A 16648-nucleotide genomic window follows, 5' to 3' on the forward strand; every position below is an offset into this window, starting at 1 on the left:
GAGGGGGTGGGTTTCGGCCGATACGGGCGGTGCCGCGTGTCGCGACCCTGGACCCCATGGGTGTCCGTACGGCGACGTCGCCACCACGTCCCCGATATCACCGACGGAACAACCGGGGAAACCACCGGGGAGGGAGCGAATGGAGTGCATTCACACCCGCGAGTGCGCCGTGGCCCCGCGCGTCGGGGTAGGGCTACCTTCGAGGAGAGGCGGGCGCACCGTGTGGTGTGCCCGCCCCGGCTCTTCTGCTGTCCGGCTGTCCGCCCCTCCCGGTTGCGAAGGTGGAACACGTGAAGGCAATCCGTCGGTTCACCGTCCGCCCCGTCCTGCCCGAACCACTCCAACCCCTCAGCGACCTCGCCCGCAATCTGCGCTGGTCCTGGCATACCGAGACCCGCGAACTCTTCGAGGCCGTCGACCCCGTCGGGTGGCGCGCCGCGGGCGCCGACCCCGTACGGATGCTGGGCGGCGTCTCCGCGGCGCGCCTCGCGGAGCTGGCGGCCGACCGTGTCTTCCTCGACCGGCTCGCCGCCGCCGCCGCCGATCTCGACACCTATCTGCGCGGTGCCCGCTGGTACCAGGAGCGCGCCGGTGACACCGGTAGCGCGGGAGCGGACGGGGGCGCGAGCGGGGGCGCGGAGCTGCCCGCCGCCATTGGCTACTTCTCGCCGGAGTTCGGGGTGACGGCCGCCCTGCCCCAGTACTCCGGCGGCCTCGGCATCCTCGCCGGCGACCATCTCAAGGCCGCCAGCGACCTCGGCGTACCGCTCATCGGCGTCGGTCTGCTCTACCGGCACGGCTACTTCCGCCAGTCGCTCTCGCGGGACGGCTGGCAGCAGGAGCAGTACCCGGTCCTCGACCCCAACGAGCTGCCCCTGACCCTGCTGCGCGAACCCGACGGCACCGCGGCCCGGGTCACCCTCGCCCTGCCGGGCCACCGCACCCTGCACGCCTGCGTCTGGCAGGCCCACGTCGGACGCGTACCCCTGCTGCTGCTCGACTCCGACGTCGAGGAGAACGGCCCCGGCGAACGCGAGGTCACCGACCGGCTCTACGGCGGCGGCAGCGAACACCGCCTCCTCCAGGAGATGCTGCTCGGCATCGGCGGCGTCCGCGCGCTCCGTACGTACTGCCGGCTCACCGGCCACCCCGCGCCCGAGGTGTTCCACACCAACGAGGGGCACGCGGGCTTCCTCGGCCTGGAACGCATCCGCGAACTCGTCAGCACACCGGCCGACGCCCTGTCCGGCACGGGATCCGGTACGGGATCCGGTACGGCGATGGGGTTCGAGGCCGCGCTGGAGGCGGTCCGCGCCGGTACGGTCTTCACCACGCACACCCCCGTCCCGGCCGGGATCGACCGCTTCGACCGCGACCTGGTCGCCCGCCACTTCGGCGACGACGGCGAACTGCCCGGTGTGCCCGTCGAACGGGTCCTCGGCCTCGGTGGGGAGAGCTACCCCGGCGGCGAGCCCCACCTGTTCAACATGGCGGTCATGGGGCTGCGGCTCGCCCAGCGCGCCAACGGCGTCTCCACCCTGCACGGCGCCGTCAGCCGGAAGATGTTCGCCGGGCTCTGGCCGGGCTTCGACCCGGAGGAGGTGCCCATCGGCTCCGTGACCAACGGGGTGCACGCGCCGACCTGGACCGCGCCCGAGGTGACCCGCCTCGGCACCCGCCAGGACCCCGGCGCGCGGGACCTCGCCGGCCTTCCCGACTTCGCCGCCACCCCCGCCGCCGCGCTCTGGGACGTACGGCGCGCGCTGCGCGCCCAGCTCGTGAGCGAGGTACGCGGGCGGCTGCACGCCTCCTGGCGGCTGCGCGGCGCCGAGGACGCCGAGCTGGGGTGGATCGACGGCGTCCTCGACCCCGACGTCCTGACCATCGGCTTCGCCCGCCGCGTCCCCTCGTACAAGCGCCTCACGCTGATGCTCCGCGACCGCGACCGGCTCACCGAGCTGCTGCTCCACCCCGAGCGGCCGATCCAGATCGTCGTCGCGGGCAAGGCGCACCCGGCCGACGACGGCGGGAAGCGGCTGGTGCGGGAGCTGGTGCGGTTCTCCGACGATCCGCGCGTACGCCACCGCATCGTCTTCCTGCCCGACTACGGCATGGGCATGGCGCAGAAGCTCTACCCCGGCTGCGACGTCTGGCTGAACAACCCGCTGCGCCCGCTGGAGGCGTGCGGCACCAGCGGGATGAAGGCCGCGCTCAACGGCTGTCTCAACCTCTCGGTCCTGGACGGCTGGTGGGACGAGTGGTTCGAGCCGGACTTCGGCTGGGCGATCCCCACCGCCGACACCGGGACCGCGGATGAGAACCGCAGGGACGACCTGGAGGCGAACGCCCTCTACGAACTCATCGAGGACCGGGTCGCGCCGCGCTTCTACGACCGGGGAGCGGACGGGCTGCCGGACCGCTGGATCGAGATGGTCCGGCGCACCCTGGTCACCCTGGGACCGAAGGTGCTCGCGGGACGCATGGTGCGCGAGTACGTGGAGCGGCTCTACGCCCCGGCCGCCCGCGCCCACCGCTCGCTCGACCCCGGCCGGGCGGCGGAGCTGGCCGCCTGGAAGTACCGGACGCGCACGCTGTGGCCGTACGTCTCCGTCGACCATGTGGAGGCGGTGGCGGCCACCGGCGCCGGGGGCAGCACGGAGCTGGGCTCCACACTCACCCTCCGGGTCGGCGTCGGCCTCGGCGAACTGCGGCCCGACGACGTCGAGGTGCAGGCCGTCGCCGGCCGGGTCGGCGCGGACGACGCGCTCGTGGACGCCCGGCCCTTCCCGCTCAAACCGGCGGGCGGCCCCGACCTGGAGGGCCGCTGGGTGTACGAGGGCCCGCTCGCCCTGGACCGTACGGGCCCGTACGGCTACACCGTCCGCGTCCTGCCCGCCCACCCGCTGCTCGCCACCAGCGCGGACCTGGGGCTGGTGGCGCTGCCGACGGAGGCGACGGGCGAGGGCGCGGGGGTCCTGCTGCGCTGAACGCCGTGGGGGTTGCGGACTGTGGACCGGTCCGGCCCATGGCCGGGCCCAACGGCGGGGATTGGTCCAGACCTTGACGCACCCAGGTGAGGGTTCTAGGTTCCACGGTCAGCTCCCCGGTTCACAAACCCACCCGGTGTTCATGTGGGTGATCGGAACGGGGGATCGCAGAGGCATTCCCCACCGACCGGAAGGCACCCCCACATGCGCCCCGGACCCATCGCCCGCGTCCTCGGACTCTCCGCCGCACTCGCCGCGCTCACCGCCGCGGCCCTCGTGACACCGGCCTCCGCCCGGCAGACCCCCGGCGCGGAGACGGTGCCGGCCGCGGCCCCCGTCGCCGCCGCGCCCGCGAACTTCACCCACCCCGGAGTGAACCTCAACACCGCCCAACTCGACTTCGTACGCGGCAAGGTGCAGGCCGGGGCGCAGCCCTGGAAGAGTGCGTACGACGCGATGGCGGCGAGCCGGTACGCCTCCCTCTCCCGCACCGCCAAGCCCCGCGCGGTCGTCGAGTGCGGCTCGTACTCCAACCCCAACAACGGCTGCACGGACGAGCGCGAGGACGCGATCGCCGCCTACACCGCCGCCCTCACCTGGTACATCACCCGCGACGACCGCTACGCGCAGAAGGCGATCCAGCTCATGGACGCCTGGTCCGCCACGATCCAGGACCACACGAACAGCAACGCCCCGCTCCAGACGGGGTGGGCCGGGTCCTCCTGGCCCAAGGCGGCCGAGATCATCAAGCATGTGTACGGCAACTGGCCCAACTCCGGGCGGTTCGCGAAGATGCTCCGCACCGTCTACCTGCCCGAGATCATCAACGGCTCGAACTCCAACGGGAACTGGGAGCTGACGATGATGGAGGCGGCGGTCTCCATCTCCGTCTTCCTGGACGACAAGGCGAGTTACGACAAGGCGGTCAACACCTACCTGCTCCGGGTGCCCGCGTACATCTACCTGTCCTCGGACGGCGACCTGCCCAGGACCGTGCCGAGCCAGAACCTCAACACCCGGGCCAAGATCGTCAGTTACTGGCAGGGGCAGGGCACCTTCGTCACCGGCCTCACCCAGGAGACCTGCCGCGACTTCGTCCACACCGGCTACGGCATCTCGTCCGTCGCCCATGTCTACGAGACGGCACGCCTCCAGGGCCAGGACCTGTTCCCGCAGGTCGGCGAGCGGCTGCGGCAGGCGCTGGGCTTCCAGTCTAAGTACGAGATCCAGGCCGAGTCCGTACCGTCCTCACTCTGCGGCGGCAGTGTGACCCGCGGGCTCGGGCCGGTCACCGAGGTCGGCTTCAACGCGCTGAACACCCGGCTGGGTTACGCGATGACCAACACGCAGCGCCTGGCGGAACAGCAACGCCCGGCGGGCACCAACAACCTGTTCGTGGCCTGGGAGACGCTCACGAACGCGAGCAACCCTCAGTAGGGTGATTGAGGAACGATCGTTCTTGACTGATCGTTCCTCAACTGTCTACTGTAGTGGTCATGGGCAGGCCAAGAGCGTTCGATGAGGACGAAGCGGTGCGTGCCGCCGTGGGTCTGTTCGGCGGACGCGCGTATGACGGTGTGTCCGTCGACGACCTCGTCAGCCACCTCGGCGTGCACCGCAACAGCCTGTACAAGACGTTCGGCAGCAAGCGCGGCCTCTACCTGATCGCTCTGCGCCGCCACCTCGCCGACGACGTCCGCCCTTTGCTCGACGCCCTCGCGGGCGCATCGGATGCCGCGGCGGCGCTGCGGCTCGTCACGTCGGCCGACCTCGACCTGCTTCTCCTCGCGACGATCGAACGCGCACCGGTCGACGAGGAGGTCGCCTCCGAGGTGACGGCCGCGTTGGCCGCCGTCGACCAGGCGATCGCCGACGCGCTCGGCGTTCCCCTCGACCTGGCCGCCGCCCTCACCGCCGCCGCGCTGGGCATCCTCGTGCGCGGCAACCCCGACAACGCCGCCACCGCGCTGACCCAGCACCTCGGCCTTCTCACCTGAAAAGGAAACCCGACATGGCACTGATACGTATCGACGGCGACGACCTCGTCGTCGTGATCGAGGGTCTCGACAAGCTCTGGGCATTCAAGGGCAGCCTGACCATCCCGCTGGCCAACGTCCGTGGCGCGACCGCCGACCCCGGTATCGTCACCGAACCCAAGGGAATCCGCGCGCCGGGCTCCCGCGTACCCGGTGTGATCACCGCGGGCACATTCCACCAGGACGGTGAAAAGGTCTTCTGGGACGTCAAGGATCCGTCGAAGGCCGTCGTGGTCGAACTCGCCGACGAGAAGTACGCACGCCTGGTTCTCCAGGTCGACGACCCCCGCGCGACTGTTGCCCTGGTCGAGAACGCCCTTGTCTGAAGGAGGTAGGCCCATGTTTCGCCACCTGGCAGCGGCTTTGATGGCACTGGCCGTCGTCACCGCCACTCCGGCCGAGGCGACGCCCGGTCTCGTGCCTGCCGCCGACCGCGAGGTCGTCTTCACGGCCGACGGTACGACCGCGTACGGCACCCTGCACGTTCCCGAGCATCGTGCCGGGCAACGGCTGCGGGCGGCACTGCTGCTGCCCGGCAGCGGACCCACCGACCGCGACGGCAACCAACCGCCCGGGACCGCACCGGACACCCTGGCACAGTTGGCCGACGCGCTCGACAGGGACGGAATCGCCACGCTGCGGTTCGACAAGTACGGCACCGGCCGCACCGGACTCGGCGCCTACCGGGACCACCCGGAAGAACTCGACTACCCGGCATTCGTCCGCCAGGCACGGGCCGCCTACGAGTCGTTGCGCGATCAGCCGGAGACCGACCCGCGCGCGCTGCTGGTCGTGGGACACAGCGAGGGCGCGATGACGGGACTGCTGCTGGGCGGGACCGTCCGCCCGCGCCCGACCGGCCTGGCGCTTCTGCAACCGCAGGCGATCCGCATGCTGGACCTGGTCGCGCTCCAGCTCAAGGCCCAGGTCGCCGAAGCGACCCGGCAGGGCCAGTTCACACCGGAGCAGCAACGCGCCGTCAACGCGGCCATCGATGCCGCCGTCACCTCCCTGCGCGAACACCGACCGGTCGACACCACCGACCTGCCCCTCGCGATCGCCAGGCTCTTCGAGGCATTCCAAGGCCCCAACGCCCGGTTCGTGGAAAGCGACGACGCCGTCCACCCACCGGACACCGCCGCCGCACTCCGGCCGGGAACCAAGGTGCTGCTGACATGCGGCACGAACGACGCCCAGATCCCCTGTGCCACAACGAACGCCCTGACGACCGCCCTGCGCCAGGCGCATGCCGGTGGACCGGGCCGAGTGGCGCTGCCGGGAGTGGACCATCTGCTGCACGACGCCGACCACCCGAACACGCTCGCGCCGCCCGTACTCGACGCCCTGCGCCGGTTCGCCCGACACTGACACCGGCCGAGGACGTCCCCCCGACCTCTGGTGCCGGATCGAGCTGTGCTTCACCCGAAACCACACCGTCCTGCCAACGCGGCATGACCAGCAACCCGGTGAACCTATGCGGGAGGGGCACCAGCAGCCGAAGTCAGCGAGCGGAGGTCGGTGTTGGCGCCGCACAGCACCACACAGGCCCGCTCGCCCGGGGCGGGCCGGTAGCCGTAACCCCCGTCCTCCTGACCGGAGATGAGGGCGGCCAGCGCCGTCGACGCCGCGTGCTCCACCGCGATGCGGTGGTCCTCCCAGAGGGTGTGGCGGGCCGCCGTGATCGCGGTGTCCGTCACGAGGACCGAACGCACCCCCTCCTGACCGGCGGTGTGGAGGGCCATGGCGGAGGCGCGGGACGCGCCCAGCGAGTCGGCGGCGACCGAGTCGACCGGGACGTCCACCACGTGGCCCGCCTCCAGCGCCGCGTTCAGGGCGCGGCAGTTCTCCGGCTCGACCGCGACGACCCGTACGCCGTGGTGGAGGGCGGCGGTGGCGACGCCCGTGAACAGGCCGCCGCCGCCCACCGACACCACCACCGTGTCCAGTTCGGGGAGCCGGGCGTGGATCTCCTCCATCAGGGTGCCCGCGCCTGCGGCGATCAGCGGATGGTCGTACGCGTGCGAGGCCAGCGCGCCGGTCGTGGCGGCGAACTCCTCGCACGCCGTGAGCGCCTCGCCGTACGTGGCCCCGACCAGCCGCACGTCCGCGCCGTACGACCGGAGGCGGCCGACCTTCACCGGCGGGGCAGTCTCCGGCAGGAAGACCGTCGCCCGTACGCCCTGCTGCCGTGCCGCCCACGCGCAGGCGAGCCCCGCGTTGCCGCCCGAGGCGATGGTCACGCCCGCGTCCGGAAGGGTGCCGCAGGCGCGGTGGGCGCGGAGGAAGTTCTGGGCGCCGCGTGCCTTGAAGCTGCCGGTGTACTGGAGATACTCCAGCGCCAGCCACGTCTCCGTACCGGAGCCGGAGCCGGAGCCGGAGCCGGAGCCGGAGCCGAAGCCGGTGCCGGACGCGGGGGCGGGGTCCATCGGTGCCAGGGACACGGGACGTACCTGCCCGGCGACACGGTCCGCCGCCTGCTTGACGTCGTCGTAGGTGAGTCCGGACATGTGCTGCTCCTGCCGATGGGACGCTCGGTGGGACCGACGGACACCGTGAACCGTACGCCGCTCGGCCGCTCCGGGGCGACGGCTCCCCGGGGCGACGGAAAGCCGCCCGGGGCAGGGACACCCCGGGCGGCTTCCGGTGGGACGACGGCTCAGAAAGTGAGCTTGAAGCTGTTGAGCCGGCCCGTGTCCTGCGACGCGACATCCTGGACCTTCAGCGTCCAGGTGCCGTTGGCCACCTCGGACGAGGCGTTGACGTAGTACGTCTCGATCACGTTGTCCGCCGAGTCACCGCTGCTCGACGCCTTCAGCCGGTACGACGTGCCGCTCGGGCCCACCAGGTCGATGACCAGGTCACCGCGCCAGGTGTGCGTGATGTTCACGTCGACCTGGAGGGAGGACGGGGCGTTGCCCGTGACGCCCGAGACGACGAGCGGCGAGGTGACCGCCGCGCCGTTGTCCGGGATGGCGACCGCCGTCGTGGACTCGAAGGCCTGGCCCGTACCGCCGCCACCCGGGCGGGGACCGACCGCGATACCGGCCCACGCGTTCTGCACGGCCGTGTACTCGGCGCTCGTCGTGCCGTACAGCTCACCGGCGACCGCGAGCGTGCCGGTGCGGGCCGCCGCGTAGTTGGTCGTGGAGGTGAACTTGGTGGAGAGCGCCTTGAACCAGATCTGCTCGGCCTTGTCCCGGCCGATACCGGTCACCGGCAGCCCGTCGGAGGTCGGGGAGTTGTACGAGACCCCGTTGACCGTCTTGGCGCCGCTGCCCTCGGAGAGCAGGTAGAAGAAGTGGTTCGCCGGGCCCGAGGAGTAGTGGACGTCGACGCCGCCGATGCCGGAGTACCAGTAGTCCTTGGAGGCGCCGTCCTTGCTCGGCTGGTCCATGTAGCGCAGCGGCGTGCCGTTGCCGTTGATGTCGATCTTCTCGCCGACGAGGTAGTCGCCCGGGTCGCTCGCGGTGTTCGAGTAGAACTCGACGGCCGCGGCGAAGATGTCGGAGGTGGCCTCGTTCAGACCGCCGGACTCACCGCTGTAGACCAGACCGGCCGTGTTGGCGGTGACACCGTGGGACATCTCGTGGGCGGCCACGTCGATGGAGGTCAGCGGCCTGGCGTTGCCGGAACCGTCCCCGTACGTCATGCAGAAGCAGGAGTCCTGCCAGAAGGCGTTGACGTAGCCGCTGCTGTAGTGGACACGGGAGTACGCGCCGACACCGTCACCCTTGATGCCGGTGCGGCCGTGCACGTTCTTGAAGTAGTCCCAGGTCTCGGCGGCGCCGTACGCGGCGTCGGCGCCCGCCGTCTCCAGGTTGGCGGGCAGGCCGTTGCCCCACGTGTCGGTGGAGTTGGAGAAGAGCGTCCCGGTGCCCGACGTACCGCGGTTCAGGTTGTACGTACGGTGGTTGCCGCGGCCCCCGTCGGTGAGGTTGTACGTCGAGCCCGACGCGGTGGAGCCGAGGGTGACCTGGCCGCTGTACTGGGTGTTGCCGACCCCGTTCTTGACGGCCTGCCACTCGTACAGCTTCTTGCCGGAGGACGCGTCGGTGACCACGTGCAGCTCGTTCGGGGTGCCGTCGTGCTGGAGGCCCCCGACGACCGTCTCGTAGGCGAGCGTGGGGGAGCCCTGCGCCATCCACACGACCTCGCGCGGCGCGCGCTCGGCCCCGGTCTTCTTCGAACCCTCCGCCGCCGCGGCGTTCAGCGCCTGCTTCTCGGCGACCGAGGGCGCCACGTCGGCCGTGGTGTCCACGTTCGTGAGCGCCGCCTTGGACGCCTTGCTCACGGACTGCGTCGCGCCCGCCTTCGACGCGGCGACGACGAGGTCACCGCCGAGGACCGGCAGCCCCTGGTAGGTGCGCTCGTACCGGGTGTGCGTGGTCCCGTCGACGTCCTGGACGACATCGCGTACGACCAGCTTCTCCTGCGCGCCGAGGCCGAGTTCCCCGGCGGTCGCCGCCTTGGCCGCGTCGGCGTCGCGCAGCAGCGCGGCGCGCTGGGCGGGGGAGAGCGAGCGCGGCAGCGCGCCGGGGTCGGCCTTGCCCGCGACCGGCGCCGCGGGGGCGCCGTCCGGCTGTGCGACGGCGGTGCCGGCCTGCACGCCGACGGTGAGAAGGGCTGCTGCGGCGATCAGTGCGCCGGTGGCCGTGGCGCGCCGGCGGGGTCTGTGCGTGGGTCTCACGCGAACTCCTTCTGCGAGGGGGGACCGGGCGGCTCGATGGGTCACCCGGACAGTGCACGCGGAGCTGTGTCGGGCTGTGGAGCGTGGTGTGGCTCGGTCGGACTCGGTGGTGCGGAGAACGGGGGAAGAGTGGCAGCAGTGGCGTGCCTATGTCAGGAGCGCGTCAAAAAGTTGGCCGGAATTCGTTCGCTGCCCGAAATTGCCTGTTCGTTAAGCGGACGTTTCGCCGATCATCAGGGCGCCGTGGCCACGCGTTCGTCCGGACCGGAAGGTGTGAACGGAGTGTCAACCGGACCCGGGCGGTCGCCCGCCCGGGTCCGGTCGCAGTGTGGCGTGTTCCTGACTGTGCTCCGGCTCAGACGGCGGTGCTCCGCGCGGCCGGACGGGACGGGGGTACGGACGTCGTGGCCTCGGTCGGCCCTGCCTGTTCCGTCAGCTCCGGGGTCTGCCGGGCCCAGCGGGCCGCGATGACCGCGCACACCATCAACTGCATCTGGTGGTAGAGCATCAGAGGCAGGATCACCGGTCCCGCCGAGGCCCCGAACAGCACCGCCGCCATGGGCAGCCCCGTCGCCAGGCTCTTGTTCGAGCCGCAGAAGACGATGGCGATCCGGTCCTCCCGGCCGAAGCCGAGCCGCCGCGCGACGCACGACGTCGTCACGAGCGCCAGCGCCAGCAGGGTCGCCGTCACACTCACCAGACCGATCAGCCGCCCCGGAGTGATCTGGTGCCAGATTCCCTCGGTCACGCCCCGGCTGAACGCGGTGTAGACGACGAGCAGGATCGAGCCGCGGTCCAGCAGGGAGAGCGGCTTCTTGTGGCGCCCCACGAACGCGCCGATCCAGCGGCGCAGGACCTGTCCCGCGAGGAACGGCAGCAGCAACTGGACGGCGATGGCGACCAGCCGGTCCGCCGAGAAGCCGACCGTGGAGCCGATCAGCCAGGCGGCGAGCAGCGGTGTGGCGACCATCCCGGCCAGGCTGGAGTACGTCCCCGCGCAGATGGCGGCCGGCACATTGCCCCGGGCCGTGGACGTCAGCGCGATCGAGGACTGGACGGTGGAGGGGACGACGCAGAGGAAGAGCAGGCCGATGTGCAGTTGCTCGGTGAGCAGATACGGTACGACGCCGCCCGCGGCCACCCCGAGCAGCGGGAAGAGCGCGAAGGTGCTCGCGCCCACGACGAGATGGAGCTTCCACCGGCGCAGGCCGTCCAGGGCCTCGCGGGTGGAGAGCCGCGCTCCGTAGAGGAAGAAGAGCAGCCCGATGGCGAGGTCGGCGGCGCCCCCGACGGCCACGGCCGCGCCCCCGGTCGCGGGCAGCAGCGCGGCGAGTACGACCGTACCGAGGAGGGCGGCCACGTAGGGGTCGACCGCCTTCCCCAGCCGGCCCGGCCAGGACAGCGGCCGGGACTCCTGAGTCACATCAATCACCTTCGCCGTCGTCGCCCTGCCACGGGGGGTGGCCGATCTGCGGAATCCATCCGAGGAGGGAGGGTGCGGGGCCGGCGGCCCGTGCGGGTGCCGGTGCGGGGGGAGGGGGTTGGGCCGGTGGGGACTCGGACGCGGCCTGATCCGACGTCGATGCGGGCGCGGACGCGTTTGCGGGTGCCGGTGCCGGTGCCGGTGCCGGTGCCGGTGCCGGTGCCGGTGCGGGTGCGGGTGCCGGTGTTTGTGCTGGTGCTGGTGCCGGCCCGGAGTTGGGGCCGGGTGCGGGTGCGGGTGCCGCTGGTGGTGCGGGTGCCGGTGTGGTGCCGGTGTCCCCGGTCCGTACGTCGATCGCGCCGCCGCCCCCGTCGTGGTCGCTGCCCGCCGTCCCCTTGCTGCTGATCAGTGTGTTGAGCGTGCGATCGATCTCCAGCCAGGAATCGGCATGGGAGTTGTCGATCACGACGAGTCCGACGTTCCGTCCGGCGACGGGGCCGGCCGTCGGCGAATCGTCGTCGTCGGCCTGGGCGACGGCGCCGCCGCACAGGATGCTCGCGCTCGCGACAGCGACGACGCCCGCGGTGGAGCCGCGTGTCAGGCGGGATCCACCGGTGGTGTTCCGGTGCCGGCCGGTGCCGGCCCGGAAAAGGTTCGACGACACGAGGTTCGGCAGCCCCGCTCAGACGGAGGCGGGAACCGGTACCGAATTCCGGAGGTCGTGATGTCTGCTGATGTTCTTCTCCAGCAGTTCGGTGGCGCCCTTCACTCCGATGGCGCCGGTTTCCCGGGTGTCGGGCAGTCGCCCGTCCTCCATTTTCAGATCGATGAGCGCGCTGTCGATCGCACCGTGCGCGGCGAAAAGGCACGGCGTGCTGTAGATGGCGACGTCGACGCCGAGTTCCGACAGTTCGGTGAGCGAGAGCCGCGGTGACTTGCCGCCCGCGATCTGGTTGAACAGCAGGGGCTTGTCGCCGACGACGGAACGGATCTTCCGGATCCATTCCACGCTGCGCACACCGTCGACGAGGACGACGTCCGCGTCGGTCTCCGCGAGCGCCTCGGCCCGCCGGATGATCTCCGCCTCCTCCGTGGCGTCCGTACGGGCCACCACGAGCAGGTCCTCCCGGCTGCGCAGCACCAGGTCCAGCTTGGCCAGGTACTCCTCCAGCGGGAGGATCAGCTTGCCGTCCGCGTGCCCGCAGCGGCGGGGCCGCTTCTGGTCCTCCAGGATCACCCCGGAGGCCCCGGCGCGCTCCAGCCGCTGTACGACGTGGCAGGCGACCTCGGGGTCGACGTAGCCGTCGTCGATGTCCACCAGCATGTGGTGCTTGGGGAAGGCCAGCCGGAGCCGTTCGGCGAAGGCCACCATGTCGGGCCACGCGATGTATCCGATGTCGGGGAGCCCGTAGTGCGAGGCGGCGAACCCGAATCCGGAGACGAAGAAACCGTTGTAGTGCTGGGCCGCGATCGAGGCCGAGTACATATCGTAAATTCCGATGAGCGGTGTGGTGCGCGGTGATTGAACCGCTTCTCGCAGGGCGTTGCCGTAGCGCATGGCTCTCCTCTGTCCGGAACGCGTTCTTCGACGGATTCCGGGACGGGGTGTGCGGTGGATTACGGGAGAAGATTTACAGAACACAAAGAGCCGGTAACGCGACACACCGGAGTATTCCCCGGTTTGGCAAAATTTGGTTATCCGTCCTGTCCGGATCTGGTTGTCCCGATCCGGTGGATTGGGCCCGGGATTGGGTCCTGGGGCCCATGACGTGTTCCGGTCACTACCCGTACTGTCGCCCGAACGGGGGGTGGGGCGAGGTGCGCCACCATGAACGGCCCTTTCACCGGGGCAGTTTGAGGTCTGACATGTCTTTCTACGGTGCGGTTCCACAATCCATGCCCAGGCAGCTCGTGGTGGCTCGCCTGCTGGTCTACTTCCTGTTCGGCGCGACGCTTCTCGGCGGTCTCGGGATCTTCCTGACCGCCGTCATGGTCGGCGCGGTGGACGGCAGACTGATCGGGGTGGTGGCGTACGCGGCCCTGCCCGGCGTGGCCGGCTGGATGCTGGTGCGGCAGGCGCCGACCGGTGGGGTCCGGGTCTGGTGGGGGCTGGTCGCCGTCCAGGTGTGGCTGATCCTCGGCGGTCTGTCCACCATCGGTGACGGCTCCGGCCAGGGCTTCACCCAACTTCTGCTGCCCGTGGTGATCCTGGTGCTGCTGAGCCGGGTGCGGAGCCGCGAGTGGTTCGCGCTGGCGGAGTACGAGCGGGCCGGGAGCCCGCCGTTCTCCTTCTCCCACATGATCACGTGGCGGCGCGACCGCGGGCAGACCGCGATGGAGTACCTCGGTCTCGTCCTCGTCGTCGTGGCGATCATCGGGGGGCTCGTGCTCGGGGCCGCGCAGATCGGCGGCGGCGTCCAGGCCCGTATCTGCTCGGTGTTCGACATGTCCTGCGCCGCGGAGGGCGGCGGGGACGACGCGATCGAGGCGCGGGACGGCGAGGGAAACCAGGGGAACCAGTCCGGCGGTACGGCGGACGGCGGCACCTCCAGCGGCGGTACGACGGGCGGAGCCACCGGCGGTACGGGTGGTACCGGCGGTACGGGTGGCACAGGCGGAGCCGACAGCTCCGGCGGTACGGCCGACGCCCCCGGTGGATCCGGCGACGAGGCGGGCGACCCCACCGACCCGTACGAGCCCATCTTCGCCCCCGGCGAGGAGCGCAAGGGCGACGAGGGCGGTGGCGGCGACGACAAGAAGGCCGACTGCTCCGGCTTCTGGGGCTGCACCTGGGACAAGGCGGGGCAGGTCGGTGAGGGCCTGTTCGTCGACGGGATCGGGGGCGACCTCTCCGGCATGTTCAACACGGTCATCCACCCGGTCGACACCTTCAACGGCCTCCTCGACTACGGCAAGTCGCTCGGCGACAAGTGGTCGGACGACTCGAAGGACGCCTCCGACAAGTGGGGCGACGGCGACTACCTCGGGGCGCTGGGCGACTGGACCGGTGCCTCGCTCAAGACCGGCGGCCAGGTCCTGGACGACATGTTCATCGGGGACGACGTCCGCGAGACCTGGAACCGGGGCGAGAAGACCCAGGCCGTCACCAACGTCGCCTGGAACATCGGTTCGCTCTTCATCCCCGGCTACAACGCCGCCAAGGTCGCCGGGAAGACCAGCAAACTCGGCAAGCTGGGCAAGATCGCCCAGGCCATCGCGGACGGCGCCGAGAAGGCCAAGGGCGCCGCGAACAAGGCACGGAAGGCGGCGGGCCTCGGCGACTCCAAGGCCGCGCGCGAGGCGGCCGACGAGGCGCAGCGGCATGCCGACGAGGCGGCCGAGAAGGTCGAGGAGAAGGGCAGTTGCAGCATCGCGCTGGGCGGCGCCCGGCTCGTACCGTACGGCGGTGGCTCGTACGACGGCGGTGACGGCGGCCCGGCCGGTGTGGCCGGCACCGGCACCGGGGTCCTCGCCTCGGCCCGTGCCTCCGTACCGCTGATCGTCCTCGCGGAGGGCGGCGGCACGAAGCGGTGCGAGGGAGGGGAGGCCGACGACGCGCGCGACGCGCAGAAGGAGGCCGACGACGCGGACCGGGCCGCCGACGGCGCCGAACTCGGCGACGCGGCCGACCGGGCGAAGCAGACCATCCAGGACGCCAAGAACAAGCAGAAGACGCCCAAGGAGGACCGCTACAACCTCAACGAGGGCGCGGTCGACAAGCTCTCCGCGAAGGCCAAGGACAACCCGGACCTCAGCCGCGGCGAGTTCGGCAAGGACGAGCTGGCCGCCGCGCTGGACGACCTCTCCGACATGCTCGACACCAAGGGCATCGACAACCAGAGCCGCGGCTCCCTGGGCGCGACCGTCCTGAAGGCCAACGACCGCCACCAGCTCGCCGAGGCCATGGCCGAGGTCCGCGCCGCCAAGCGCGCCGCCGACCTGGAGGCCGCGCCCGGCACCAAGGTGTACGCGGCCGTCGGCGAGAAGAAGGGCCGCCAGTCGGTGGACCTCGGGGACGGCACCACCGTCGACCTCAAGGGCATCGACGACGCCGATGTCGTCTACAAGGGCAAGGACGGCAGCATCCACGTCTCGGAGGTCAAGAACACCGCCAACGCCACCACACAGGCGTCCCTGCGCGCCCAGGCGGAGAAACTCGGCAAGTGGGCCAAGGAGGACGGGGCGAACCCGCCCAGGGCGGCGCGCTACGAGATCCAGACCCAGAAGGACTGGGACAAGATCTTCGACGGCTTCCAGAAGGACAAGAAGACCGGCGCGATCCCTGAGGGCACCCCCGCGCAGACCATCGCGGACAACGGCCTCGGGGCCAGGATCGCCGGCCAGGACCTCACCCCCAAGCAGCTCAAGGACCTGGACGCCGCCTGGAACGGGAAGAGCGCGGCGGAGAAGCAGGCCGCGCGCGACTCGGGCAAGATGAAGGATCCCAAGAGCGCGATGGAATACCTGGGGGTGTCGTGACGACGACGGACGACGGCGGGCACGCCGGGACGCCGCTGCTCCCCGAGGCGGTACGGGCCCTCCCGTACTCCTGGGACACCGGTTTCGGCTGGCCGCCTCAGACCGCGGAGAGCCCCGAGAACCTCGCGCTCGCCCGCGCCGTACTGGAGGCCTGCCTCCCGGCGGCCCCCCTCGCCGCGCCGGAGCCGCCCCCCGAGGTCCGCGCGAAGGACCTCGGCGAGGGGGAGGCCCTGCCCGACTGGGTCGAGGCCAGGACCGTGCTGCGGGCCCTCATGCCGTACGCGCGCGACGTGACCCGGGAGCGCATGGCCGAGGCCGAGGCGCGGTGCGCGCGGGCGGGCCTGGACACCACCGACTTCACGGCGCGCTGGACCCGCCGTATCTCCGCCTGGATCGCGCAGGAGGTACTGCGCTGGTGCGGCCTGATGGTCGACGACACCACGGCGCTCACCCCCTGGGCGACCGACCTCGCGGAACGGTACGCGCACCGGGGCATCGCTGCCGAACAGGCCGTATGGCTGCTCCGCCTCACCCCCGAACTACCGGGCAGCCACGAGGCCCTGACCCGGCTGGCGCACGACGGGGGAGTGCCGGCCGAGGTACGGGAACTGGCCGCGGAGGCGGACACCGGGGCCGGGCCCGGGCACTGAGGCCCCGCAGGGGGATCGCGGTCCCGGCGGGGTCAGTGCGGCCGGTCGCCCGCGGTGGCGGCCTTCAGTTCGGTCGGCGAGTCCCGGACGAGCTCCGACAGGTCCTCGTGGCCGGGGCCCTCGGTCCAGCGCCCGAACGCGATCTTGAAGACGGCGGTGCCCGCCTCGGCCGCGGGCTCGCGGCCGGGTCCGTGACGCCGCGGTGGCGGAGCGCTTCGGCGAGCGCCGCGGACAGGGAGGCGAGTTTGATCAGCTCGCGCTCCTGGAGTTCGGCGTTCGCGGCGATGACGGCCTGGCGCCGGCGGGCCTGCTCGTGGCGCTCCCGGAAATCGACGGCCGCTGCGTCCGCTGGCGAGCCCCGGGACAACGGCGAGATCCACTACAGC

The 16648-nt window shown here is 71.4% G+C and carries 11 protein-coding genes; 7 read left to right on the forward strand and 4 right to left on the reverse strand.

What is annotated here, in order from left to right:
- The first annotated feature begins 290 nt into the window (after positions 1-290).
- The 5 genes from glgP to ACIBJC_RS18010 all read left to right on the forward strand — a co-directional run bounded on the left by glgP (position 291) and on the right by ACIBJC_RS18010 (position 6391).
- Positions 291-2987 (forward strand): alpha-glucan family phosphorylase, encoded by a 2697-nt coding sequence (gene glgP, locus ACIBJC_RS17990; protein ID WP_399293068.1) that lies wholly within the window; start codon positions 291-293, stop codon positions 2985-2987.
- 204 nt (positions 2988-3191) lie between these two features.
- Positions 3192-4424, forward strand: coding sequence for an alginate lyase family protein (locus ACIBJC_RS17995; RefSeq protein ID WP_399293070.1), 1233 nt, complete (start codon positions 3192-3194; stop codon positions 4422-4424).
- Between the two features lie 59 nt (positions 4425-4483).
- Complete coding sequence (locus tag ACIBJC_RS18000) at positions 4484-4984, forward strand: TetR/AcrR family transcriptional regulator (protein ID WP_399293072.1); 501 nt, start codon at positions 4484-4486, stop codon at positions 4982-4984.
- Between the two features lie 14 nt (positions 4985-4998).
- Positions 4999-5349, forward strand: coding sequence for a hypothetical protein (locus tag ACIBJC_RS18005; RefSeq protein ID WP_399293074.1), 351 nt, complete (start codon positions 4999-5001; stop codon positions 5347-5349).
- A gap of 13 nt (positions 5350-5362) precedes the next feature.
- Entirely contained in the window at positions 5363-6391 is a 1029-nt protein-coding gene (locus ACIBJC_RS18010) for an alpha/beta hydrolase family protein (RefSeq protein ID WP_399293076.1), read from the forward strand.
- A 104-nt stretch (positions 6392-6495) separates the two neighbouring features.
- Here the strand turns inward: ACIBJC_RS18010 and ACIBJC_RS18015 are convergent, their stop codons facing one another.
- The 4 genes from ACIBJC_RS18015 to ACIBJC_RS18030 form a co-directional block, all read right to left on the reverse strand.
- Positions 6496-7530: a threonine/serine dehydratase gene (locus ACIBJC_RS18015; RefSeq protein ID WP_399293078.1), complete on the reverse strand. Its 1035-nt coding sequence runs from the start codon at positions 7528-7530 to the stop codon at positions 6496-6498.
- 149 nt (positions 7531-7679) lie between these two features.
- Complete coding sequence (locus tag ACIBJC_RS18020; protein WP_399293080.1) at positions 7680-9710, reverse strand: M4 family metallopeptidase; 2031 nt, start codon at positions 9708-9710, stop codon at positions 7680-7682.
- A gap of 355 nt (positions 9711-10065) precedes the next feature.
- The gene (locus ACIBJC_RS18025) at positions 10066-11142 is read right to left on the reverse strand and encodes a bile acid:sodium symporter family protein (protein ID WP_399293082.1); all 1077 of its coding nucleotides are present in this window, start codon (positions 11140-11142) and stop codon (positions 10066-10068) included.
- Between the two features lie 673 nt (positions 11143-11815).
- Positions 11816-12691, reverse strand: a complete 876-nt coding sequence (locus ACIBJC_RS18030; protein ID WP_329829598.1) for an isocitrate lyase/PEP mutase family protein — start codon at positions 12689-12691, stop codon at positions 11816-11818.
- A 338-nt stretch (positions 12692-13029) separates the two neighbouring features.
- Here ACIBJC_RS18030 and ACIBJC_RS18035 point away from each other — a divergent pair, with 338 nt between their 5' ends.
- Complete coding sequence (locus ACIBJC_RS18035; RefSeq protein ID WP_399293084.1) at positions 13030-15612, forward strand: hypothetical protein; 2583 nt, start codon at positions 13030-13032, stop codon at positions 15610-15612.
- Positions 15609-16262, forward strand: coding sequence for a hypothetical protein (locus ACIBJC_RS18040; RefSeq protein WP_399293086.1), 654 nt, complete (start codon positions 15609-15611; stop codon positions 16260-16262). The genes ACIBJC_RS18035 and ACIBJC_RS18040 overlap by 4 nt, the downstream gene beginning before the upstream one ends.
- Positions 16263-16648 lie beyond the last annotated feature (386 nt).

It is taken from the genome of Streptomyces sp. NPDC050509 (assembly GCF_044457965.1).
Classification (GTDB): domain Bacteria; phylum Actinomycetota; class Actinomycetes; order Streptomycetales; family Streptomycetaceae; genus Streptomyces.